Origin of the sequence: Halobaculum marinum (assembly GCF_029338555.1) — an archaeon.
Classification (GTDB): domain Archaea; phylum Halobacteriota; class Halobacteria; order Halobacteriales; family Haloferacaceae; genus Halobaculum; species Halobaculum marinum.
Genome location: NZ_CP119989.1, coordinates 2,691,267 through 2,713,545, shown reverse-complemented (window position 1 = coordinate 2,713,545; position 22,279 = coordinate 2,691,267). Strand labels below are relative to the sequence as shown.

The 22,279-nt window shown below is 69.2% G+C and carries 28 protein-coding genes and 1 tRNA gene; 14 read left to right on the top strand and 15 right to left on the bottom strand.

Annotated features, from left to right (window positions below; genetic code table 11):
• Positions 1-104: 104 nt before the first annotated feature.
• On the top strand, positions 105-425 hold the full coding sequence (locus P0R32_RS14165) for a NifU family protein (protein WP_276237677.1): 321 nt from the start codon (positions 105-107) through the stop codon (positions 423-425).
• 48 nt (positions 426-473) lie between these two features.
• Positions 474-1,028, top strand: a complete 555-nt coding sequence (locus P0R32_RS14160; RefSeq protein WP_276237676.1) for a sugar O-acetyltransferase — start codon at positions 474-476, stop codon at positions 1,026-1,028.
• A gap of 38 nt (positions 1,029-1,066) precedes the next feature.
• Here P0R32_RS14160 and P0R32_RS14155 read toward each other — a convergent pair whose 3' ends face one another.
• Both P0R32_RS14155 and P0R32_RS14150 read right to left on the bottom strand, forming a co-directional pair.
• Complete coding sequence (locus P0R32_RS14155; protein WP_276237675.1) at positions 1,067-2,581, bottom strand: ribonuclease FAU-1 family protein; 1,515 nt, start codon at positions 2,579-2,581, stop codon at positions 1,067-1,069.
• Entirely contained in the window at positions 2,578-2,952 is a 375-nt protein-coding gene (locus P0R32_RS14150; protein ID WP_276237674.1) for a DUF7532 family protein, read from the bottom strand. The genes P0R32_RS14155 and P0R32_RS14150 overlap by 4 nt, the downstream gene beginning before the upstream one ends.
• A 103-nt stretch (positions 2,953-3,055) precedes the next feature.
• Here P0R32_RS14150 and P0R32_RS14145 point away from each other — a divergent pair, with 103 nt between their 5' ends.
• Complete coding sequence (locus tag P0R32_RS14145; protein ID WP_276237673.1) at positions 3,056-4,075, top strand: PrsW family intramembrane metalloprotease; 1,020 nt, start codon at positions 3,056-3,058, stop codon at positions 4,073-4,075.
• A 30-nt stretch (positions 4,076-4,105) separates the two neighbouring features.
• Here P0R32_RS14145 and P0R32_RS14140 read toward each other — a convergent pair whose 3' ends face one another.
• A complete protein-coding gene (locus P0R32_RS14140; protein ID WP_276239413.1) occupies positions 4,106-4,462 on the bottom strand; it encodes a cell division protein SepF in 357 nt (118 codons plus the stop codon).
• Between the two features lie 143 nt (positions 4,463-4,605).
• Between P0R32_RS14140 and P0R32_RS14135 the strand changes: the two genes are divergently transcribed.
• Genes P0R32_RS14135 through P0R32_RS14125 form a run of 3 tightly spaced genes read left to right on the top strand, consistent with a single transcriptional unit; the run spans position 4,606 to position 6,293 of the window.
• Positions 4,606-5,352: a DUF1028 domain-containing protein gene (locus tag P0R32_RS14135; protein ID WP_276237672.1), complete on the top strand. Its 747-nt coding sequence runs from the start codon at positions 4,606-4,608 to the stop codon at positions 5,350-5,352.
• Positions 5,353-5,400: 48 nt separating this feature from the next.
• Positions 5,401-5,907 carry a hypothetical protein gene (locus tag P0R32_RS14130; RefSeq protein WP_276237671.1) on the top strand — a complete coding sequence of 169 codons (507 nt, stop codon included), beginning with the start codon at positions 5,401-5,403 and terminating at the stop codon, positions 5,905-5,907.
• A gap of 44 nt (positions 5,908-5,951) precedes the next feature.
• Entirely contained in the window at positions 5,952-6,293 is a 342-nt protein-coding gene (locus P0R32_RS14125) for a DUF8070 family membrane protein (RefSeq protein WP_276237670.1), read from the top strand.
• 50 nt (positions 6,294-6,343) lie between these two features.
• Here P0R32_RS14125 and P0R32_RS14120 read toward each other — a convergent pair whose 3' ends face one another.
• Positions 6,344-6,838, bottom strand: a complete 495-nt coding sequence (locus P0R32_RS14120) for an RNA-binding protein (RefSeq protein WP_276237669.1) — start codon at positions 6,836-6,838, stop codon at positions 6,344-6,346.
• A gap of 168 nt (positions 6,839-7,006) precedes the next feature.
• On the opposite strand from P0R32_RS14120, the gene P0R32_RS14115 reads away from it, so the two are divergent.
• From P0R32_RS14115 to P0R32_RS17960, 3 genes are all read left to right on the top strand, one after another.
• A complete protein-coding gene (locus P0R32_RS14115; protein WP_276237668.1) occupies positions 7,007-7,336 on the top strand; it encodes a DUF7562 family protein in 330 nt (109 codons plus the stop codon).
• Between the two features lie 397 nt (positions 7,337-7,733).
• Positions 7,734-9,065: an RNB domain-containing ribonuclease gene (locus tag P0R32_RS14110; RefSeq protein WP_276237667.1), complete on the top strand. Its 1,332-nt coding sequence runs from the start codon at positions 7,734-7,736 to the stop codon at positions 9,063-9,065.
• A 105-nt stretch (positions 9,066-9,170) separates the two neighbouring features.
• Positions 9,171-9,353, top strand: coding sequence for a DUF1826 domain-containing protein (locus tag P0R32_RS17960; protein ID WP_432765125.1), 183 nt, complete (start codon positions 9,171-9,173; stop codon positions 9,351-9,353).
• Positions 9,354-9,415: 62 nt separating this feature from the next.
• On the opposite strand, the gene P0R32_RS14100 is transcribed toward P0R32_RS17960, so the two are convergent.
• The 8 genes from P0R32_RS14100 to P0R32_RS14065 all read right to left on the bottom strand — a co-directional run bounded on the left by P0R32_RS14100 (position 9,416) and on the right by P0R32_RS14065 (position 16,763).
• On the bottom strand, positions 9,416-9,715 hold the full coding sequence (locus tag P0R32_RS14100; protein ID WP_276237664.1) for an antibiotic biosynthesis monooxygenase: 300 nt from the start codon (positions 9,713-9,715) through the stop codon (positions 9,416-9,418).
• A gap of 106 nt (positions 9,716-9,821) precedes the next feature.
• Positions 9,822-9,893: transfer RNA gene (locus P0R32_RS14095), tRNA-Ala, on the bottom strand.
• A gap of 63 nt (positions 9,894-9,956) precedes the next feature.
• Positions 9,957-10,565 (bottom strand): rhomboid family intramembrane serine protease, encoded by a 609-nt coding sequence (locus P0R32_RS14090; protein WP_276237663.1) that lies wholly within the window; start codon positions 10,563-10,565, stop codon positions 9,957-9,959.
• Between the two features lie 129 nt (positions 10,566-10,694).
• Positions 10,695-11,009, bottom strand: a complete 315-nt coding sequence (rpsJ, locus tag P0R32_RS14085) for a 30S ribosomal protein S10 (RefSeq protein WP_276237661.1) — start codon at positions 11,007-11,009, stop codon at positions 10,695-10,697.
• Complete coding sequence (gene tuf, locus P0R32_RS14080; RefSeq protein WP_276237660.1) at positions 11,010-12,275, bottom strand: translation elongation factor EF-1 subunit alpha; 1,266 nt, start codon at positions 12,273-12,275, stop codon at positions 11,010-11,012.
• Positions 12,276-12,553: 278 nt separating this feature from the next.
• Complete coding sequence (locus tag P0R32_RS14075; RefSeq protein WP_276237659.1) at positions 12,554-13,528, bottom strand: homoserine dehydrogenase; 975 nt, start codon at positions 13,526-13,528, stop codon at positions 12,554-12,556.
• Positions 13,525-14,145: an amino acid-binding protein gene (locus tag P0R32_RS14070; protein WP_276237658.1), complete on the bottom strand. Its 621-nt coding sequence runs from the start codon at positions 14,143-14,145 to the stop codon at positions 13,525-13,527. The genes P0R32_RS14075 and P0R32_RS14070 overlap by 4 nt, the downstream gene beginning before the upstream one ends.
• 425 nt (positions 14,146-14,570) lie before the next feature.
• Complete coding sequence (locus tag P0R32_RS14065) at positions 14,571-16,763, bottom strand: elongation factor EF-2 (protein ID WP_276237657.1); 2,193 nt, start codon at positions 16,761-16,763, stop codon at positions 14,571-14,573.
• Positions 16,764-16,927: 164 nt separating this feature from the next.
• Here P0R32_RS14065 and P0R32_RS14060 point away from each other — a divergent pair, with 164 nt between their 5' ends.
• On the top strand, positions 16,928-17,695 hold the full coding sequence (locus P0R32_RS14060; RefSeq protein ID WP_276237656.1) for a DUF5781 family protein: 768 nt from the start codon (positions 16,928-16,930) through the stop codon (positions 17,693-17,695).
• Between the two features lie 107 nt (positions 17,696-17,802).
• On the top strand, positions 17,803-18,330 hold the full coding sequence (locus P0R32_RS14055; protein WP_276237655.1) for a hypothetical protein: 528 nt from the start codon (positions 17,803-17,805) through the stop codon (positions 18,328-18,330).
• A gap of 136 nt (positions 18,331-18,466) precedes the next feature.
• Here the strand turns inward: P0R32_RS14055 and P0R32_RS14050 are convergent, their stop codons facing one another.
• Positions 18,467-18,883: a hypothetical protein gene (locus P0R32_RS14050; RefSeq protein WP_276237654.1), complete on the bottom strand. Its 417-nt coding sequence runs from the start codon at positions 18,881-18,883 to the stop codon at positions 18,467-18,469.
• Between the two features lie 157 nt (positions 18,884-19,040).
• Here P0R32_RS14050 and P0R32_RS14045 point away from each other — a divergent pair, with 157 nt between their 5' ends.
• The 3 genes from P0R32_RS14045 (at position 19,041) to P0R32_RS14035 (ending at position 20,887) form a co-directional block, all read left to right on the top strand.
• Positions 19,041-19,778 carry a ribulose-1,5-bisphosphate 5-phosphatase gene (locus tag P0R32_RS14045; RefSeq protein WP_276237653.1) on the top strand — a complete coding sequence of 246 codons (738 nt, stop codon included), beginning with the start codon at positions 19,041-19,043 and terminating at the stop codon, positions 19,776-19,778.
• Between the two features lie 77 nt (positions 19,779-19,855).
• A complete protein-coding gene (locus P0R32_RS14040) occupies positions 19,856-20,494 on the top strand; it encodes a ribulose-1-phosphate aldolase (RefSeq protein WP_276239412.1) in 639 nt (212 codons plus the stop codon).
• 60 nt (positions 20,495-20,554) lie between these two features.
• On the top strand, positions 20,555-20,887 hold the full coding sequence (locus P0R32_RS14035) for a DUF7344 domain-containing protein (protein WP_276237652.1): 333 nt from the start codon (positions 20,555-20,557) through the stop codon (positions 20,885-20,887).
• Between the two features lie 138 nt (positions 20,888-21,025).
• Here the strand turns inward: P0R32_RS14035 and P0R32_RS14030 are convergent, their stop codons facing one another.
• Both P0R32_RS14030 and P0R32_RS14025 read right to left on the bottom strand, forming a co-directional pair.
• Positions 21,026-21,658, bottom strand: coding sequence for a 30S ribosomal protein S7 (locus P0R32_RS14030; protein ID WP_276237650.1), 633 nt, complete (start codon positions 21,656-21,658; stop codon positions 21,026-21,028).
• Positions 21,658-22,086: a 30S ribosomal protein S12 gene (locus P0R32_RS14025; protein WP_073306653.1), complete on the bottom strand. Its 429-nt coding sequence runs from the start codon at positions 22,084-22,086 to the stop codon at positions 21,658-21,660. The genes P0R32_RS14030 and P0R32_RS14025 overlap by 1 nt, the downstream gene beginning before the upstream one ends.
• Positions 22,087-22,279 lie beyond the last annotated feature (193 nt).

The window sequence follows — 22,279 nt, the reverse complement described above, 5'->3', positions numbered from 1 at the left end:
TTCCTCCTGGATCCGTCTCGAACGACCGTGAGGGAGTTTCTTCCGGCTATCGGCGGTGTCGCGGAACCGCAAGGTTTCAAGCCTCCCGGGCCGAAGTTCAGTCCATGAGCGACCTCGCGGAGCGCGTCGAGACGTGGATGGTCGGGCAGATGCCGATCATCCAGATGCACGGCGGGACCAGCGTCGTGCGCGAGGCCGACCCCGACGAGGGCGTCGTCGTCGTGGAGTTGGGCGGCACGTGCTCCGGCTGTGGCATCTCGGACATCACCGCACAGAACATCAAGCGCGACCTCATCATGGACTTCGACGAGGTGCAGGAGGTCCACGTGAAGGTGCCCGACACGGGCGACATGGGCTCCAGCACTGTCGAGGGCGGTCGCGGCGGCGACCTCCAGTACTCCTCGGAGTCGGCAGACCACTTCTGAGCGCGGCGGCCCCCGAGGTTCTTTCTCCCCCGACCGCGACGCCCACTCGTGCCGAGCGAACGCGAACGGATGACCGCGGGTGAGTCGTACGACCCCGAGGATCCCGACCTCGTCGCCGACCGACGGCGGGTGCGCCGACTCACGGCCGAGTACGGCGACACTGGCCCCGACGAACCGGCAACCAGACGAGCGATCCTCGACGAGCTGTTCGGGAGTCTCGGCGACAGAGCCTTCGTCGAACCGCCGTTCCGGTGTGACTACGGCTACAATCTCCACGTCGGTGACGAGTTCTACGCCAACTTCGACTGTGTCGTCCTCGACGCCGCGCCCGTGCGCTTCGGCGACTACTGCAAACTCGGTCCGGGGGTCCACGTGTACACCGCGACCCACCCGATGGACGCCGAGGCGCGCCGCGGGAACGAGTCGGCCGAGCCGGTCACCGTCGGCGACGACGTGTGGGTCGGCGGCCGGGCGATACTCAACCCGGGCGTCACGGTCGGCGACCGCGCCGTGGTCGCGTCCGGGTCGGTCGTCACTCGCGACGTGCCGGCGGACACCCTCGTCGGCGGCAACCCCGCGCGTGTCATCCGCGAGTTGGACTGAGCGACGACTCGGGCTGAGCGACGCCCCGAAACTGTGACTTACAGCGCCCGTTCGAGCGCCCCGGCGACGCTGCGCGCCTTCTCCGCGAGTTCCTCGGTGAGCTGCCCGCGCTCGACCGCCTCGTCCAGTTCGTCGTCGTCGACGCGCTCCACGCGACCGTCGGCGTGTTTCACCACGTCGACGTGGAGGTCGACGTAGCGAATCTGATCGGGGAACGCCTCGACGGGCGTGCAGACGTTCACGTACGTTCCCTTCCGCTCGCCGTCTGCCGTCCGGTAGACGGTCGGGTACCACCACCGACCCTCCCGGAACGTCGTCGTCGCCACGTCGCCCGACTCGCGGCGAGCGTCCAGCGCGTCGTACGTACCGCCGGCGCTCATCCGACGCTCCAGCGTGAGCGACCCGTCCGACGGGTCGAGGTCGGTCACCTCGCCGCGTCCGAGCACGATCAACCGCCCGTCGGGCTTCCCGTGGCCGATGGCGAGTTGGTCGCCCTCGCTCGGCCCGAACTGCTCGGTGACGACGCCGAACGGGAAGTCCGTGTCGTCGTCACCCGTGTCGGCGTCGTCGAACTGACACAGCGCCTCCGCGAGGTCGACGCCCGCCGAGGCGTCTCGGGAAGCCGCCTTCGTCCGGTGGTGGCCCGGCATCGTGGTCGTCACCGCCCGCCGCTCGTCGTCGAGCGCGAAGCGGCACTCGCGACCGAACCACACCCACGCGCCCGCCGTCGGCGCGGCGACCCGCCCCAGTTCCGTCGGCGGGTCGTCGAGGGCGTCGTCGAGGGTGCGCGCGCGGTCGCTCGCGCGCTCCAGCGCCGCCGACAGCGCGTCCATGTCGGCGTCCCGGGCGTCGCGCGACCACTCGATCCCCCAGCCGTCGGGGGTGTCGGGCGAGAGGAGGTCGGTCATCCCCGCGAGTTCGCGGGCGTCGGCGTCGTCGGCGCCGCTGACGCGGACGCCCTCCCGACCGGGCACGAGTGTCGCCAACCCGGCCATCGCTCGGACTCGGGTGTCGAGGACGGGACGGTCGTCCTCCCACGGAGCGGCCGGTTCGAGCACCTGCACGCGGACGGTGTCGTCCTCGCCGACGTGGCCGTCTGCGTTGCTGTACGGGAGGTATCCCTCCGCGCCCGCCTCCCCCAGGTCGACGACGGCGCCGCCGCCGAGCGTCTCCGTCACGACGCCGTCGAACACCGCGCCCAACGGCGTCGGGTCGTCCCACGCGAGCGCGTCGACCCCCACGTCGAGCAGGTGCGCGCGGATGGCGGCCACCGCGTCGGGGTCGCCCGCGACGCCCACGCCCTGCCGGTCGTCGGTCGTGTCGACCGCGGCGTCGTGGTCGCTCGCGGGCAACTCCGCGTCGAAGCGCCGCCGGATCGGGGGGCTGGCCTGGACGACCTCGTGCCCGGCGTCGAGGAACGACCGGGTGAGCGCGGTCGAGTAGATGCCGCGCACCCGGACGCTGTGGGTGTCGTCGCTGCCGCTGTCGTCTGTACCGCCGTCCCTGCTGCCGTCCCCGCTTCCGTCCGCACCGTCGTCTGCGCCGCCACTCATAGCGCCTCGGGGTCGGTCGCGAACCGGACGCGGTCGTGGATGGACGGGCCGAGCGTCAACTCGACCGTCTCCTCGTTCAACACGCGCCCGTCTTCGACGGGGACGCCCCAGCGCTCGAACTTCAGGTAGCCACGGAGGTCGGCGGCGTGGGTGTACACGTCGAGGTGGTCGACGTCGTGCTCGCGGACGCCGCCGTCGCCGTGGGCCGTGTCCATGTCGGAGTAGTACGTGCCGCCGCCCTCGAAGAAGGCGGCGAGGTCGTCGGCCACGTCGTCGACGGCCTCGCCGACCAGATCCGAGGCCCGCCGGAGGTCGTCGGTGTCGAGCCCGACCTCGCGGAGCGCGGCCTGTTCGCGCGGGTCGAAGTGCATACCCCGGCTTGGTCGGGGCGCGTGTCAAGCGTACCGGTCGCGGCTCCGACGGTCGATCTGCGACAAGACACAAGTCGCCGGCGCGTCTCCACCCCGACACACGATGGCCAAGAAGGAGCGGACGGACCCCATCGAGGAGGCGGCCGACTCCTCGGTGGACCTGTACGACGTGGCGACCTGGGAGGAACGGACGTCGCTCGACGGACTAGCCGTCGCGATCTACCGACTCCTGTCGGGGTCGGCGCGGATCGCGGTGATCGTGACGGCGTTCGCGCTCCTGCTGGCGATCGGGGGGCTCACCGCCGTGTCGACGCCCGGGATCGGTGTGTTGACCGTCCTCTCTGCGGTCCCCGCGTTCGCGCTCGCCGCGTACGTCTACCGTTCGGACATCACGACGAACGAACCGCTCGGCCTGCTCGTCGCGACGTTCCTGCTCGGCGTGCTCACCGCGAACTTCGCGGCGATCCTCAACTCCGTCGCCCAGCCGTACTTCCAGCCGGTCGGCTTCCTCGGGACGGTGCTGTTCTTCTTCCTCATCGTCGGCCCCGTCGAGGAGACGGTGAAACTGCTGGCGGTCCGGCTGTACGCCTACGGACACGACAGTTTCGACTCCGTGCTCGACGGCGCGGTGTACGGCGCGATGGCCGGTCTCGGCTTCGCCTTCATCGAGAACGCGCTGTACATCTCCCGCGGCATCGAGCAGACGGGGAGTCTCGACCTCGGGCTCGGCCTCATCGGTATCGGCGGGGGGATCACGTTCACCCGCGCGCTGGCGGGCCCGGGTCACGTCATCTACTCGGCGTTCGCGGGCTACTACCTCGGGCTGGCGAAGTTCAACCCCGAGAGCCGCGGGCCCATCGTCGTGAAGGGGCTACTCATCGCGGCGCTCATCCACGCGATGTACAACTCCACGGTCGGCATCGGATCGGCCGTCTTGACCTCCATCGTCGGCCTCCCGTCGCTCGCGTCGTCGTTCGTGTACATCGCGCTGTTCGACGGGCTGTTCGCGCTGGTGTTGCTGCGGAAGATCAACCGCTACCGCGCCGCCTACCGCGCCGCCCACGAGTCCGACACGCCGCCCTCGGAGGCGCGGAAGTCGGAACTCACGGAGTTCGACGCCTGATCGGAGAACGGTCGATCCGCGGGGGAGGCGCTACTCCCCGAGTTTCTCGCGGCTCACCGTCACGCCCGTCGGCGTGATGATGAGCTGGTCGTCGCCCTTCTGGACGATGTCGCCGTCCACCTCGCCGACGACCTGTCGGAGTTCGTCGATGATGCGCTCGACCGTCTGGTCGGTCGTGGAGTGTCGGGTGATGTCCGCGATGACGAAGTCGCCGTCGTACACGGCGTCTTTGATGTCGATCACGTCGCGCTGGTCTGCGATCTCCGCGATGTGCACCTGCATCCCCGCGCCGCCGCGGGCGCTCTCGAAGTCGTCGAGGTCCAACTCGACGTAGTCCTCGGCGCTGTGGGTGCCGCCGCCGCCGAGGATCTTGCTCATGATGCCCATGTACACTCCTGAAGTGGCTCCACCCATAAGTCTGTACGTCATACAGACCGCGCACGTCCGTCGGACGCGCCGCACCGACCACCCGATGTGCGGTTCCGGGACCCCCGAGTTCTTGGTCCGACCGGCCCGAGCGCCCCACGAGCATGACCTTCAGCATCTGCGTCCGCGAGGAGTACACCGACGACGGCGAGCGCCACACGCGCTTCGGCGTCGCGGTGACGACCCGTCTGCCGGGCGTCGGCACGCTGTGCCCGTTCGTCTCCGAGCACGGCGCCGTGGCGACACAGTCGCTCGTGAACGTGGAGTTGGGCCGCAAGGGGATAGCGTACCTCGGCGACGGCCTCGCCGTCGAGGACGCGCTCCAGTCGCTGCTCAACGCCGACGACGGCGCCGAACAGCGCCAACTCCACGGCGTCGACGCCGACGGGACGTTCACCTTCTCGGGTGAGGAGTGCAACGACTGGTACGGCCACACCAGCGGCGAGAACTACACCGTCGCGGGCAACCTCCTCGCGGGCGAGTCCGTGGTCGCGGCGGTCGCCGACACGTACGAGTCCGACGCCTTCGGCGACGCGCCGCTGGCAGAGCGCCTGATCGACGCGCTGGAGGCCGGCCACGCCGAGGGCGGCGACAAGCGCGAGCACCTCCCGGTGCAGTCGGCGGCGCTGCAGGTGGCCAACACCGAGGACGAACCGTTCGGCGCCTACTACGACGACCTCCGCGTCGACGCGACCGAGACGCCCGTCGCGGACCTGCGCGAGACCTTCGAGGAGGCCCGGCGGGGCCAGGAGATTTTGGAGGCCGAGTACGCCGACGAACTCGACGACGACGAGGACGACGGCGGAGCAGACGACGCCGACGCGGGCGACGCCGAAGCGACAGAGGAGTAGTCGCGTCGCGGGCACCTATTTCCGCCTGCCGCCTCACGGTCGAGGAAAATGCGTCGTCGCACGTTCCTCGAGAGCGCCGTTGCCGCCGGAGCGACCGCGCTCGCTGGCTGTTCGTCGCGGCTCGGTAGGAACGGAACCGTGCTGGGTCGCATCGAGGTGATCAACAACTCGTTCGTCTCCAATCGGATCCGGTTGATCGTGACCCGCGACGAGGAGACGGTACTCGACCGCCTGATCGACCTCCCCGCGCTCACCGCCGAGGACGGCGTTCCGGTCACGGTCGTCCCGCCGACGTGGCCGGCGGTCCGGGGGGAGTACACCGTTCGCGCCCTCCACTACGGTGAGGACGGCGACAGAGAGTCGCAGACGTGGGCGCACACGTTCACCCGAGCCGACTACGAGGACTACTACCCGGACGACCGCGAGGATCCCGGCTGTCTCGCCGCCGTGGTCAAGATCGGTAGCCTCGCCGAGACCGCGGACGCGCCCATCGGTATCGGGCCGACGTACGTGGACGCGCCGTGCGACCCGACCCCGGCCGACGGGTCACGGTGACGGCTCACCCGAACGCACTTGTCGGTCGGCAGTCACGTCCGGTTGTGAACTGGCCCCTCGTCCGTCGCGGTCTCCTCCGGTACAGCCTTGTCGTCGCCGGCGGGAGCGTCGCTCTCTTGGTCGCGCTCGCGGGGACGACCGCGGCGGTCCTCACGTTCGTCGCCGGCCTCGTGACGCTCCTGTGGGCCGTCGGCGGTGGCGGCGAGGTCCGGATGTCGACGGCGGCCTCGAACGCCGACGCGACGGGCACCGCCGGGAGCGTGCGCGACCACGAGGAGGCGGCCGCGCAGTCGCTCCCATCAGACGTGCGCGTGTTCTTCCTCGGGGTGGGCCTGCTCGTGTGGAGCCCCGTGGCTGGTGCCGTGCGAGTCGTCGTGTTCGGCTGAGCATCGACCGTCGCGGGTGACTGCCGCCTGCGCCCGCGACGAGAACCGGTTCAGACGGAGAACTCGAAGAGGTCGTCGCCGACGTGGTGGAGCGACTTGACGACCTTGCCCGAGTCGCCGACCATCTCGCTCCCGTCGACGAGCGCGCGCCCGATTCCGAGCACCTTCCCGTGCGTCTCCTCGGCGATAGCGACGAGGTCGCCCTCGGCGATGGAGTCGTCGGCCTCGGTGATCCCGGGGCGCATCACGTCAGCGCCGTCGGAGACGAACGACACCGCGCCGGCGTCGACGGTGACGACGCCTCGCTCTGGCGGGTGGGCGTTCGCACCGCTGACGGTGACGAACGGCTCGCGCTCGGCGTCGTCGCTCTCGTAGTACAGCACGTCCGGGTCGCCGTCGACGAGCACGAGGTCGAACGGGGAGTCGGTCAGCTCGACCAACTCGAAGGAGTCGCCGTCGAGGTCGACCCCGAGGCGGTCGGCGAGCGCCTCGCGAATCTCCGAGACGGCGTCGCTCCGGAGATGGTGGCGTGACTTGACCTGCATACTCCATAATGCGCGCGTGCGCCGGATAAATCGACCGCTCGCCGTCGGACGGCGCTCGCGACCCGTCGGTCGACCGCCCGCGCAACGGCGGGTAGTATCCTGTTACCAAGTGACGCGAGCAACGTTCTCACGACAAACGCTAAGTCCGCTCGCGCCGCAGTAGGCTCCATGTGGGGTTCCCGGCGGGACCGGGACCGGTCCTCCGTCATCTGCATCGCCTGTGGTGAGTCGCTCCCCCGCGACGACGCCCGCGAGTACGACAAAGAGGGCGACCGGTGGAGTCGCCGCGACAAGGAGTTCGAGTACCTGTGTAAGGAGTGCTACCGCGAGTTGTCACACCAGCCGCGCGGCGACCTGGAGGAACTGCTGACCGACGTCGAGGCGTCCGCCGGCGGTGACACGCAGGAAGCGTACGTCGCCGCCTACCAGACGGAGGTACTGAAGCGGTACGGTGGCCCCGAAGCAGACACCGAGGACGCCGACGGTCACCGCGACTGAGAGCCTCGAACGGTCGGGTACGACCGGGGGGTCCGAGTCTCTGCTTCCGTCGCGACCGCTGGTAGTAGCTGACGGCACTCTGCTGGTCGCGTCGGCTCGTCACCGCCGCGGTCGCTCGCGACCCTGCTCTCGCCGCCGTCTCGTCGTCGTCTCGGTCGTTCTCGGCACTGACCAGAGGTGGGACCGATTCGTGGGCGGAGCGGCACAGGACCGCTCCGCCGTCTCGTCGTCGCCTCGGTCGCTCACTCCGTACTGATCGGTACTTGGTCCGTTCGTGGGCGGCTCGGCCCGAGGACCTCACCGCCGGTGTGTCGTCGCCTCGCTCGTTCGCGGTGCGCACTCGCTCGGCGACGCCCTCCCCGAAACCCTCACGTACCGCACTCCCGTACGCCGGCCCATGAGTGACGCCCAGCAGGACGAGGAGCCGGACCCAGGCACCGCCGAGGCGCAGGGGCCGGTGACGATCACCGAAGGGCTCGCGGACGCGCTCGCCGACAAGCGAGAGTCGCTGTTCGCCGAGTTCGAGATTCGCGACGAGTTCCCGCCCGAGGTGATGCGCGAGGCGAAAGACCGCACCGAGGGCGTCCAACAGGAGATCCAAGACGAGGTCGACGAGCGACGCGACCTGCGTGACCTGACGACGTGGACGACCGACCCAGCGGACGCGCAGGACTTCGACGACGCCATCTCCATCGAAGAGCACGACGACGAGTACCAGTTGTGGGTCCACATCGCCGACGTGAGCCACTACGTCCACCCAGACTCCGCGATGTGGGAGGAGGCCGTCGAGCGTGGGAACACGGTGTACCTCCCCGGCTACACCATCCACATGCTCCCGCCCATCCTCGCCGAGACGGTGTGCTCGCTGGTGCCCAACGAGGATCGGCTCGCCCACACCGTCGAGATGCACCTCGACAAGGAGACGCTCAGCTTCGACACGCTCGACATCTACAAGTCGGTGATCAACTCCGACGAGCGCCTCACCTACAAGCAGTGCGAGCGCCGCCTCGACGACCCCGACGCGCCGCTCCACGAGAAGTGCGCGCTCGCGTACGACGTGGCCGACCAACTCCACGAGCAGCGCAAGAAGGACGGCTCGCTGGTGCTCAACCCGAGCCGCGACCGCGCCCACACCATCATCGAGGAGTGCATGCTGAAGGCGAACAAGGCGGTCACACACGAGTTGATGTGGAACCGCGGGGTCGAGGCGATGTACCGCGTCCACCCCCAGCCCACCCCCGAGCAGTGGAACAAGGCGCTCAAAGAGATCCAGGAACTCGACGGCGTCTCCATCCCGGGCGACGCCTGGGGCGACGACCCGCGCATTGCCGTCAACGCCGCGCTCGAGGCGGCACCCGACCGCCAGCTCAACAAGATCCAACGCGCCGTGCTGAAGGTGATGCCCCGCGCGAAGTACATGAACGACCCGTTCGGCGGGCACCACGCGCTCAACTTCGACATCTACGGTCACTTCACCAGCCCGATCCGCCGGCTCTCGGACCTGATCAACCACTGGATCGTCCACGAGAACGACGTGCCCGAGAACCTGATCGAGTTGTGTGACAGCGCCTCGGACAAGCAGAAGGACGCCGAGACCGCCGAGCGCCTCTACAAGCAGTTCATGCAGGAGGTCGGCCTCGACTCGTACGCGGTGAACAACCGCGGCGTCGAGGTGATGGACGACCCCGAGGACGCACAGTACGACCGGCCAGACACCGTCCCCGAGTAGGTCGGCCCTCCGACCGGGACGGCGACCGGCGCAGTTACCGGCGGCCCGCCGTACTCACTCCTCGGCGACGACGACCAGATCCGTCGTGCCGCCGCGGCGCTCGAAGTGCACAGCGCACTCGTGGCGCCGGAGGAACGACTCGACTTCGTGGACGCTCGTCTCCGTCACGTCGATACGCGCGCGTGTCCCAGATTCCACGTCGACGCGCTCCGGGGCGGCGACAGCCGGGGTGATGCTCATACTTCGTTCTGCACGGGAGGGGCCTTGTACGCGAGCCACGCGGAGTGAAAGTGAAACCGAGGTACGGCGCCGACCCGACGATCGACCGGGGTCGACGCCGCGGGCCGACCTCAGGCGGACGGCCCCGCCGGCGCGGTCCGGGTGACCTCGTCGGCGAGGGTCATCTCTGGGCGGCCCTGGACGCCCGCCTCGCGCATCCGCTCGCGCATCCCGGGCGAGTCGAAGAACTCCACCGGGGAGCGCTCGTCGTCCCACTCGAACAGCACCACGACCTCGTCGTGGGCGTCGCGCGGACGGAACACCTGGTAGCCGCGCTGTCCGTGTTCAGTTCGGTAGTCGTCGTTCGCGTCGAACGCCGTTTGCCACGCGTCGACGTCCGCGACGTTCGCTCGTGCGAGGAGATACACCATCTTGTGTCACCGCTAGGTGTACGCGAGATGCGGCAATAACCACCGCTACTGGGTGTTTGCGAGGTTGGTACCACGTTGTCCGTACAGGCGGTGAGAGAAACGCGAGTGGACTCGCTGGGATTTGAACCCAGGGCCTCTTCCTTGCGAAGGAAGCGATCTACCACTGATCTACGAGCCCGCACTTCCTGAGAGTCCGGGGCGACACTTGAGGGTTCCGTTTCACCACGCCATCGTGCGTTCCTCACACACGGAGCAGGCGCGCGCGGCCCGCGACGACGCCCAGCGACAGCCCCGCGAGGTGGGCGATCAGCGCGCTCCCGGCGGGGCTGAACGCGAGGGTCACGGCCACCGCCACCAGCCCCACCGCGACGACGACGACGCGGGGTGGCACGTCGACCCGGCGCGCCACGCGACCGAGCGCGTCGGCGGCGGGGTTGGCGGCGGCGACGTAGCCCACGAGCGCGAACGCGGCGCCGCTGATGCCGACGACACCCGTGGGCGTCAAGAGCCCACCCACCCAGACCTGTGCCAGGCCGGCGAGCGCACCGGTCGCGAGCACGAACGCGTGGAAGCGGAGCCGCGTCGTCGCCGCGGCGACCGGGACGCCGGCGACGACGACGACCACCGCGTTCGACAGCAGGTGGCCGACCCCCGCGTGGGCGTACACGCTCGTCGCGAGCGTCCACGGGTGGCCGAGCGTCGGCGGCGACAGCACGAACAGGAACGCAGCGAGCGGTCGTGTGAGCAGGCCCACCAGCCAGAACGCCGCCGACACCAGCGCCATCAGCGCGAGCGTCTCGGCGACCGGTCGGAGGGAGCCTGCCCGTGTCGAGGACCGGGTGACGGACATACCCCGTCGTGGGCGGCGGATGTGCAAAACCGTGCCGGCGGATCGCGGCGCTGCCGCTGGCGGGTGTGAAAAACGGTGAGAACGGTCGTCGGTGACGAGGGACCCGCGGTGGGTCCGGTGCGCCTCAGGTCAGTCCTCGAGGACGATCTCGATCGAGACGTCGTTCGGGACCTGGATCCGCATGAGCTGACGGAGCGCGCGTTCGTCGGCGTCGATGTCGATCAGCCGCTTGTGGACGCGCATCTCCCAGTGCTCCCACGTCGCCGTCCCCTCACCGTCCGGGGACTTGCGGGCCGGCACTTCCAGCGTCTTCGTGGGGAGCGGGATGGGGCCCGACAGCGCCACGCCGGTCTTGTCCGCGATCTCGCGGACGTCGGCGCAGATGTCGTCCAGGTCGTCGGGGCTCGTGCCCGCGAGTCGGACGCGCGCTTGCTGTCCGGGCATTTACCGCTCGTTGACGGAGAGCACCTTGCCGGCCGCGATGGTCTGACCCATGTCGCGGATGGCGAAGGAGCCCAGCTCCGGGATCTCGCTGGACGGCTCGATGCTGATGGGCTTCTGGGGGCGCACCGTCACGATGGCGGCGTCGCCCGACTTGATGAAGTCCGGGTTCTCCTCGGCGACCTCACCCGAGGACGGGTCCAGCTTCTGGTCGATGGACTCGATCGTACACGCGACCTGCGCCGTGTGGGCGTGGAAGACCGGCGTGTAGCCCGCCGTGATGACGGACGGGTGCTGCATGACGACGACCTGCGCCTGGAACGTCTCGGCGACCGACGGCGGGTCGTCGGCGGGGCCACAGACGTCGCCACGGCGGATGTCGTCCTTGCCGACGCCGCGGACGTTGAAGCCGACGTTGTCGCCGGGACCCGCGTAGTCGACTTCCTCGTGGTGCATCTCGATCGTCTTCACCTCACCGCCCACGTCGGACGGCTGGAAGGAGACGTTGTCACCCGAGCGCATCTCGCCGGTCTCGAGGCGTCCGACGGGGACGGTCCCGATACCCGAGATGGTGTAGACGTCCTGGATGGGCAGACGCAGCGGCGCGTCCGTCGGCGGCTCAGACTCCGGCAGGCTGTTGAGGGCCTCCAGGAGGATCTTGCCATCGTACCACGACGTGTTGTCGGAGCGCTCGGCGATGTTGTCGCCCTCGAACGCCGAGATCGGGATGAACGAGGCGTCCTCGGTGCCGAAGCGGACCTGCTTGAGGAGCTGCTCGACCTCGGAGACGACCTCCTTGTAGGTGTCCTCCGAGTAGTCGACGACGTCCATCTTGTTGACGGCGACGATGAGCTCGTTGATACCCAGCGTGCGGGCCAGGAACACGTGCTCGCGGGTCTGCGGCGCGACACCGTCGTCGGCCGCGACGACGAGCACCGCGTTGTCGGCCTGCGAGGCGCCCGTGATCATGTTCTTCACGAAGTCACGGTGGCCCGGGCAGTCGACGATGGTGAAGTAGTACTCGTCGGTGTCGAACTCCTGGTGGGCGATGTCGATGGTGACACCACGCTCGCGCTCCTCTGCGAGGTTGTCCATGACGTAGGCGAACTCGAATCCGCCCTTGCCCTTCTCTTCGGCTTCCTCTCGGTGCTGCTCGATCACGTGCTCGGGGACGCTCCCTGTCTCGAAGAGGAGCCGCCCGACGAGCGTGGACTTCCCGTGGTCGACGTGGCCGATGATGGCCAGGTTCTGGTGGGGTTTGTCGCTCATATTGGAATCACGCGCTGAGGCGCTCTGTAAGGACGTGTAACGGTCGAACGCCCTAAAACCATTTCGATACGTCAGGCAGACCACCCCGGCGCTTGCTTGCGATTTGCCCGTGTGTAACCGTGCCGTGTGTCGCCGTTACAATGGGTCGCTCGGTCGCTCCGGTCACCCGGATCTGGGTGTTCTCCTCGCGCTCCGCGCGGTGGATCGAACGGTGATCGAACTGCTGAGAACGAGTCGGCTCCGACGCCGCGACGGCGCCCATGAACGAGGGTGGAGCGCTACTCCAGTCGCGCCACGTCGGCCAGCACCGCACTGGCGGTCTCCTCGCCGCCGGCGCCCCGCCCCGAGATGGCGAGGTTGCCGGCGTACTCGTGGTCGATTTCGACGATGTTGCGCGTCCCCGTCACCGCGAGGGTGCCGTGCTCGGGGACGAGGCGCGGGCCGACGCTCACGCGCTCGCGCGTCGCCTCGCCGACGAGGCGGACGGTCCGCCCGTCTTCGGCGGCCAACTCCAGCGCGCTCCCGGGGATGTTCCGGATTCCCTCTACCTCGGCGTCCGCGAGGGTCACCTCGGCCTCCCGGAGGTCGTCGAGCGAGTCGCAGTCGGCCTCCCGGAGCACGTTCGCGACGATGACGCACTTGAGCGCCGCGTCGGTGCCCTCCACGTCGAAGGAGGGGTCAGCCTCCGCGACGCCCAGGTCCTGTGCCTCCGCGAGCACGTGGTCGTAGTCGAGCCCCTCGGCGGCCATCCGCGACAGCACGAAGTTCGCCGTGCCGTTGAGGATGCCCCGCACCGCGGAGACGTGCTTCGCGCCGAGGTCGTCGACGGTCGCACACACCGGGATGGCGCCGCCGACGGTCGCCTCGAAGTACACGTCGCCGTCGGACTCGGCCTCCAGTTCACGCACGTCCGCGTACCGCTCGGCGACCGGCCCCTTGTTCGCGAGCACGACGTGCTTGTCGCGCTCCAGCGCCGTCCGCAGGTGCGAGAACCCTGGCTCGGCGTCGCCCAGCGTCGTCGGCGTCGCCTCCACTAGCGCGTCGTACTCGCCCACGAGTGCGTCCCGCGGCTCGGCGTCGCCCAGCGACTCGCCCGCGTCTTTGCGTTCGAGCGCGGCGGCCACGTCGACCCCGCCGTCGTCGACGACGGCGGACGAGGAGTCCGCCAGCGCCGTCACCTCGTGCCCGTACTCGCCCGCCAACTCGGCGACCGACCGCCCGACCGCGCCCGCACCGAGGACGGCCAGTTTCATGGCTGGCCCTCCAGTGGCGCGATGACGTGGATGTCCTTCTCGGCGGCCACCTCGCGCACGCTCGCGACGACGTCGGCGATCTGTCCGGCGCGCGCCCGCAGGCGGAGTCGCGCGCTGGAGTGCGCCTCCGACCCGGCGCCCGCGGGGGCCGACAGGTCGATGTCGGCGACCGAGGCCCCCGAGCGGTCCTGGATGCTCTTGAGCGTGTCCGACAGGTCGGTGTCGACGAGGTGGCCCACGAGGATCAGCGTCACCTCGTCGCCGTACTCCTCTGCGTCCGCCTGGATCACGTTGACGCCCTGCTCGCGAAGGTCCTCGAGGATCGGTTCGAAGCGCGCGGGCGGACACTCGATGTCCACCTCGACGGGGATGCGTCCCCGCGGCGTGAGGCTCCCGCGCTCGTGGAAGATCGACAGGAGGTTCGCGCCGTTGTCGGCGATTGGCTTCAGCGCCGCGAGCAGTTGGCCCGGTTCGTCGACGAGTTCGAGCCTGATCGTGTGCGCCTGCAGTTCCGTCTCGTGGCCGCCGTCCGTCTCGGGGTCCTCGCCCTCGACTGCCGAGTCCGCGTCGGCGTCCACCGACGGCTCGTCGGGGGCTGGCGTCGACTCGGAGGGCATCTTACCGTGCCCTCCGTTCGAACGGCCCCTGGGTGGTCGCGTCGGCCACTGCGGCGGCGTCGACGCCGTCGCGTCCGGCGACGACCGAGCGTGTCCCGATGGGGGGTGTGGCTCTCGACCCAATAATTGTGATCGGCGTGCGGGGCTGGGGGTGCTGTCTGCAGCCGTCGCGCCGACCGTGGGTCGTGCCACTTGGCATATCACATCGGTGTAGACGGGGAGGTGATAAGCCTTCTACCGTGGCGATGCTTGCCAGTGTGTGAACGATCCTGTGGGATCGCCGACGATCCGTCGGCGTTCGCGCCGCACCGGTGACGGTTCGACGGCGCCCCCGCTGTCGGACGTGACGGTCGGAGAGAAGACCGCGAGAACCGAAGAGTCGCGAGAACCGCGAGAACCGAACGGGGCTGGACCCCGTCGCGACCTCAGATGTAGTCGATCGACTGCGGCAGTTCGAGCTTCATGCCCTTGCGCTCGCGGATCTCCATGATCTTCTCGCGCTGGAGGTTGTCCACGAGCACACGGAAGCCCGCGTTCTCCGTGTTCCAGGAGGCGCGGCCCTCGGTGGCCGAGCGGATGTCGGAGGAGAAGCCGATCATCTCCTCGACGGGCGCGATGCCCTCGATGACCATGAGGTCACCCTCCTGGTACATGTCGTCGACGCGGCCGCGGCGACCCTGGATCTCACCGGAGGCGTCGCCCATGTGCTCGCTGGGCACGTCGATGCGGACGTCCTGGATCGGCTCCAGGAGGCGCACCTCGCCGTCGATGAGCGAGCGGTGGACGGCGTCGCGGACGGCGGGGATGACCTGCGCCGGACCGCGGTGGATGGTGTCCTCGTGCAGACGCGCGTCGTGCAGGCGCAGCAGCGCACCCTGGACGGGCTCGGCAGCGAGGGGACCGTCGTCGAGCGCCTCCTCGAGGCCCTCGATGACGAGTTCCATCGTCTCGTTGAGGTGCTGGATACCCTTCGTGTCGTCGATGAGGATGTTCGTCCCGTGGATGTGCTCCACGTTCTGGGACGTGTCCTTGTCCATGCCGGCGTCCTGCAGCGCCTCGCGGCGCTCCAGTTCGGGCATGCTCATCGAGGCCTCGCCGAGCTGGATCGTCTCGACGATGTCGTCGGCGAGCGGCTCGACGGTGATGTAGAACTTGTTGTGGCGGTTCGGCGAGACGCCCTCGACCTCGCGCGACTCCTGCTGGGGCTGCTCGCGGTAGACGACGATCGGCTCACCGGTCTGGACCGGGATGCCCTGGTTCTTCTGGATGCGCTGGGTGATGACCTCGAGGTGGAGCTCGCCCTGTCCGGAGATGAGGTGCTCGCCCGTGTCCTCGTTAATCTCGACGCGGATCGTCGGGTCCTCCTTCGCGACCTGCTGGAGCGTCTTGATGAGCTTCGGCAGGTCGTCCATCGACTTCGCCTCGACGGACTTCGTGATGACGGGCTCGGAGATGTGTTCGATCGACTCGAACGGCGTCATCTCCTTGTCGGAGACCGTAGAGCCAGCGATGGCGTCCTTCAGGCCGGTGACGGCCGCGATGTTCCCTGCGGGGACACCGCGGTCGAGTTCCTCGCGCTCGCCGCCCATGTAGATCCCGACGGACTGGACGCGGTTCTTGCCCGCGGTGCCGGAGACGTACAGCTCCTGGCCCTTGCGGAGCGTGCCGGAGAAGACGCGACCGGTCGCGATCTCGCCGGCGTGGGGGTCCATCCCGATGTCGGTCGCCATGAACACGATGTCGCCCTCGCGGTTGACCGTCCGCATGTCCTCGGCGATGTCGGACTCGTCGTCGCCGCGCCAGATGCGCGGGATACGGAACGGCTGCGCCTTGAGCGGGTTCGGGAAGTGCTCGGCGACCATGTCGAGCACGACGTTCGACAGCGGCGTGCGCTCGTGGAGCTCCTGCCGCTTGTGGTCCTGCTCCAGCTCGATGATGTCGGCGAACGACATGCCGGTGCGCTGCATCGACGGGAGCGAGACGCCCCACTTGTACAGCGCCGAGCCGAACCCGACGGTACCCTCCTCGACGGAGACCGTCCAGTCCTCGGTGATGTCGTCCATCTCCTCGGTCATCCCGCGGATGAGCTCGTTGACGTCGGCGATGACGTCCTGGAGGCGCTTTTGCATCTCCTCGGGCCCCTCCTGGAGCTCGGAGATGAGGCGGTCGACCTTGTTGATGAACAGCGCCGGCTTGACGCCCTCGCGGAGCGCCTGCCGGACGACCGTCTCCGTCTGGGGCATCGCGCCCTCGACGGCGTCCACGACGACGAGCGCGCCGTCGACGGCGCGCATCGCGCGGGTCACGTCGCCACCGAAGTCGACGTGGCCGGGGGTGTCGATCAGGTTGATCAGGTGGTTCTCGTCCTCGTACTCGTGGGTCATCGAGACGTTCGCCGCGTCGATGGTGATCCCACGCTCCTGCTCGTCCTCCTCGGTGTCCATCACGAGCTGCGTCGCCTCGTCCGCGTCGGCGATCATGCCCGCACCGGCGAGCAGGTTGTCTGTCAGTGTCGTCTTCCCGTGGTCGACGTGAGCAGCGATGGCGATGTTCCGGATCTGCTCCGGCTCGTCCATCAGTTCCTCACATTCCTGTACGATTTTCTTTCGTCGGCCCATTACCGCCCGGTATTCTCCGCCCGGTCAAAAGGGTAGTGCTTTGCCGTCGCCGAAACCGCCGAATCCGGGAGGCAGAATCCGTGGTACGCCGTCTCGTGGATCGGATCGATCGACAGCGAACCGGCACAAGAGTCAAAGCGATCCGCACCGTGTCAACAGTACGCATGGACGTACGAATCCGGGGCGCCGTCCCGCCCGACCCCTTCCTGGGGGCGGCGGCCCTGTTCGAGACCGAACACGACCTCGACCTCCCCGTGGAGGTCCGGGTCCGAGAGAACCCCGAGGAGCGCACGTGGGCCGGCCACTACGACGACCGACACGTGCTCAACATCTCCCGGAAGGCGGCCACGTCGGCGATGGCCCGCGAACTCGCCCTCCACGAACTGTCGCACATGGCTCGCTACGAGGAGCCACACCCCTCTCACCACCAGTCGACCGACGAAGCGCTGTTCCTCGCGCTGTCAGGGGCGTCTGTCGAGCGCCGCAAGGTGCTCCACTGCTACCAGATCGCGAACCACATGAAGGACGTGTACGCCGACGACATCACCCTCGCCGTCGGCCCGGGTGAGAAGTTGGTGACGTTCTTCGAGTCGCAGTTGGCCGCCGCCGTCGCCGACCGCCCCCGCGACCACCCGCACCCAGACTCCCGCCGCATGACGCCCGGTTCGGACCCCGACATCACCGCGGTCAACGCCGCGTTCGCGCTCGCGATGTGCGAGCGCCACGACCTCGTCGACGACGGGCACCGGCTGTACGACCTCGCGCACGCGGCCGCCGACGACGCGCCCGGCGTCGACGTGCCGGCGTTCACACGACTGTTCCGCTCGCTCGCACGCGACCCCTCCGAGTCGGCCTACCGGAAGTCGCTCGTCGACGCCGCGCGCCTGTACGCCGTCGACTCGTCGGCGAGCGGACCGGCGGCCGCCGACTGAGGGCCGCGGTCGACCGGTGGGCGACCGGTCGGACGCGAACACGTTCGGCGCACCATGCGCCAGAGCCCCACGGTAAGTACTTGGCTCGCGACCGAGAACTTCTAGGTATGCGTTCCGACCCCTCCGCGGAGCCGCCGGCCGCCGACCGTCCGGACGCGACCGGTCCGGGCCGCACGCCGTTCGCGCCCCGGACGCTGCTGTTCGACGGCTCGGTCGCCGCGTTCGTCGTCACCGGGCTGTACGCGCTGCTGTACGCCGTGCCGCTCCCGCCGTTCGGCGTTCCCGGCTACCTCCTGATCGTGGCGTTCGACCGGCTGGAGTCGCTGTTCCCGTCGCTCGTCGCCTGGGTTGGGTTCGACCCGGCGTTCGCCGGGTTCCTCGCGGCGCTCGCGGTCGTGGCCGCCATCGGGGCGTCGTGGGCCCGCTCGCGCGGTGCGACCGCTGGCCGGTCGGTCGCCGCTGGCGCTGCCGTCACCGTCGTCGGCGTCGTCGGGGGCGCCCTCTCGCTGGCGGTGTTCCTCCCGTTCGCGGGGGGTGACTACGCACCGCTGCTGCTCGTGAGCGCGACGAGCGTCCTCCTCCTGTTCGGGGGCCGGTACCTCGCTATCGGTCGGTTCGGGCGGCGCCCGGCCTGAGCCGCCGTCGACCGACCTCGGTAGGTGGCTCGCGAGCCTGACGGGCGCGACCCATCGCCCGTGGGCGCTGCTGGTCCCGTCTTCGTACTTGAACGCTCGCACTCGGTCGTCGCGGCGGCGACGCACCGCGGGTGGCTCACCCGACGAGCAGCCACCCGCCCGCCGCCGACGCGGTGAGCGTCGCGAGGAAGCCCGCGAACGTCACCGTCGCCTCGACGCGCGCGTCACCCGGCGGCCGCCACTCGATGCCGACCGAGGGGAGCCACGCCGTCGCCGCGGCGACGCCGAATGCGAACGGGAGGAGGAGCGTGAGGGTGAGTCCGAACGCGCCGGTGCCGACGGCGCTCTCGCCCGCGAGGACGACCAGCGCGCTGTACGCCACCGCCAACCCGAGGTACACGCCTGCGGGGACGAGCAGGTCGCGCCCGTCGGACCCTGCCAGGCCATCGACCGCGCGACGACCCGTCCGAGTCAGCAGGAACGGGACGCCGAGCGCCGCACTCGCCAGCACCGCGGCGACGAGACCGACTAGGGGGCCGAGCGCGTGGTACACGTTCGGAACCGTCCCACTCAGGGTGATAAGCCTCTGGGCCAGCGTATCAAAACTGAGGCTCGGCGGAGAGTCGCGCCGGTGACCCTCCGCCGGAACGCCGGTGGAATCGGCCGCCCGCGCCGGAACCGATTTGTCCCGCCCTCGTGACGGTCGGGGCATGACAGTCGACGCCGTGTTGTTCGATCTGGACGACACGCTCTACCCCTACGACCCGTGCAACGAGGCCGGCAGACGCGCCGCCTTCGAGACGTACCGCGACCGCGGCGGCGACCTCGACGCCGACGCCTTCGAACGGCGGCGCGCCCGCGCTCGCGCCGCGACGAAGCGCGAGGTCCCTGAGACCGCCAGCAGTCACAACCGGCACATCTACTACACCAGCGTCGTCGCGGCCCTCCCCGGCCCGTTCGACGCTGGCCTCGCCCGCGACCTGGGCGACGCATACTGGGACGCGTACCTCGACGAGATGACGCCGTTCCACGACGCGCTCGACACGCTCGCGACGCTCCGAGAGGCGAACGTCGACGTGGCGGTCGTGACGAACCTCACGACCCGGGTCCAACTCCGGAAGCTCGCCCGCCTCGGCGTCGACCGCCACCTCGACGCGCTCGTCACCAGCGAGGAGGTCGGTCGCGAGAAGCCCGCCGCACCCGTGTTCACGACTGCGCTCGCCCGCTTAGACCGCGCGCCGTCGGAGGCGCTCGTCGTCGGCAACTCCCCCCACAAGGACATCGAGGGGGGCAACGCCCTCGGTATGGAGACCGCGCTGTTCAACGGACCCGCGGACGCGACGGCGGGTGAAGACGCGGGCGGCGCAACGAGCACAGACGGTGTCGACCTCCGGCGCCCGGACCACCACCTCGACTCGCTGGCGGCGGTGACGGAGGTGGCGCTGTGAGCGACCGCGAGGGCGAGCGAAGCGAGCCCTCGGATCGAGCGGGGAGCGGAGCGACCCGCGAGCGCGGCGACGACGACCTGCTCCTCCGCGACGCGCGCGAGGCAGTCGTCGAGCACGCTCCGGCGCTCGCACGGCTGACGCCCGGCCGGACGGGCAACCTCAGCGTCCGCGACGGCGACCGCTTCGCCGTCACGCCGACGGGCGTCGCCTACGACGCGTTCACGGTCGAGGACGTGCCGGTGGTGAGCCTCGACGGGGAGCGCCTCGACGGGCGGATGAAGCCCTCCAGCGAGGTGCCGATGCACCGCCACATCTACCGCGGCTACGGGTCGGAGGCCATCGTCCACACCCACTCGCCGTGGGCGACGACGATGGCCGTCCTCCACCAGGAACTCCCGCCGATCCACTACATGATCGTCAGCGTCGGCAAGCGCGTGCCCGTCGCCGAGTACGCCCCGTACGGCACCGAGGAACTCGCGGCGAACGTCGTCGCGGCGATGGAGGAGGCCGAGGCGACCGCGTCGTTCATCGAGAACCACGGCCTCGTCGTCACCGCCGACGACGTGGAGACGGCGCTGGAGCACACGACCCACGTCGAAGACCTCTCGCGGCTGTACCTCCAGTCGTCGGCCGTCGGCGAGCCAACGCACCTCCCGGAGGCCGAACTCGACACGGCCATCGAACAGTTCGAGGGGTACGGCCAAGACGGCGACTGAGCGGGTCACGCCCGCGACGGCGCCGAAACCTCAAAGTAGGAATAGTGTTATTCTGCATTCATGTCCCCCACAGACCCGTCCCCGGAGACGTACGACAGGTGGTTCGAACTGCTCTCCGACGGGATCCGGCGGCGCCTCCTCCTCGAACTGTCGAGCCGGTTCCCGCCGCCTGTGTCCGTCTCGGTGCCCGACGACATCGCCCGCCCAGACGAAGATCCCGACTCCCTCCACCTCCGCCTCAGCCACGTCCACCTCCCGAAACTCGCCGAGGCGCAGGTCGTCGACTGGAACCGCGAGGAGGGTGTCGTCTCGACCGGACCGGCGTTCGAGAGTATCTTCCCGCTGATCCAGGCCATCGAGGCCCACGACGAGTTCGAGATGGAGCGCGGCTGACCAGCCGCCCACCGCACTCGTCTCACGCGGTCGCTCGGGGCGGCCCTCCGGTTCAGTCACCCGTCGGCGGTGCGCTGCGCTCTCGCTGTCGACAGTGAAAACGGAGAGAACGATCCGCAGTCGCCGGTCGGTCCGGCGTCAGCGGGCGGCGGCGGCGACGCGCTCGGTCTCCTCCTTCTGGGAGATCGAGTACGTCTGCACGTCGTAGCGCGCGGCGCCGATGAGCTGGTCGGCGAGTGCCTCGGCGGCGCTGGTCGTCGTCTTGTACGAGGAGCCCTGCACGCCCGCGGCGATGAACTTCAGGGACTGGTCGACGCGGCGCTGGGGCGCGACGTCGACGGCCTTCGGGACGGAGATGCCACCGTACTTCAGGCGGACGGTCTCCTCGCGGGGCGCGGCGTTCTCGACGGCCTCGACGAGCACCTGCACCGGGTTGTCCTCGGTGCGCTCGTGGACGATGTCGAAGGCGTCGCGCACGATGCGCTGGGCCTGCTGCTTCTTGCCCGTGTTCTCCTCGGTCTGCATCAGCCGGTTGATGAGCCGCTCGACGAGCGAGAGCTCCGACTTCTGGAACTGCTTGGAGGCGTGACGACCCATCGTGTGGGCGATGGGGGTCACGTTCATGTACTTCCGGGTGGACGGGTCGGAGTACTCGATCTCAGAGACGTCCCACACGCCGAACAGGAGGGCGTTCTCGACGGCCTCCTCGGAGTCGGCGGGGGCGTCTGGCTCCGGTGCCTCGGTCTCGGGGTCGGGGTCTGACTCGCTCATTATCGGACGGGCTTCTCCGCGTTCCCGCGGACGAGTTCGATCATCGAGACACCGTTCACCTTCTCGACCTTGTAGTTGACACCAGAGAGGTCGCCCATCGCACGACCCTTCGCACCACCGATACCGGCGATGGTGACCTCGTCGTGCTCGTCGATGAACGAGATGGCGCCGTCACCGGGACAGAACGCGGTGACCTGCTTGCCGTTCTTGATCAGCTGAACACGGACGCACTTCCGGATCGCCGAGTTCGGCTGCTTCGCCTCAATACCGACCTTCTCAAGCACGATGCCGCGGCCCTGGGGTGCACCCTCGAGGGGGTCGGACTTCTCCGAGAGACCGCGTTCGCGGCGCGCGTACTCAGAGTCGGACCACCGTCGCTTCTGGCGGTCCTTCTTGAGCTTCCGCGCGGCGTATTTGCCGTTCGCCATAGTGTCCTCCCGTTTTCTGTGGAGCTACGTAAGGGTTCCCTTTCGCTCACGCCGAGACGACGCGAGAGGCGATTAGCGGTACCTCTCGCGGGATCTGAGGCCGTCTTGCGGATCGAACGACGACCGGAGCGCGCGTTACGGCGTCGGTTCGGCCCGCTGCGTCCGTCGCTGTGTCGGCCACCGTGGGCGGCGC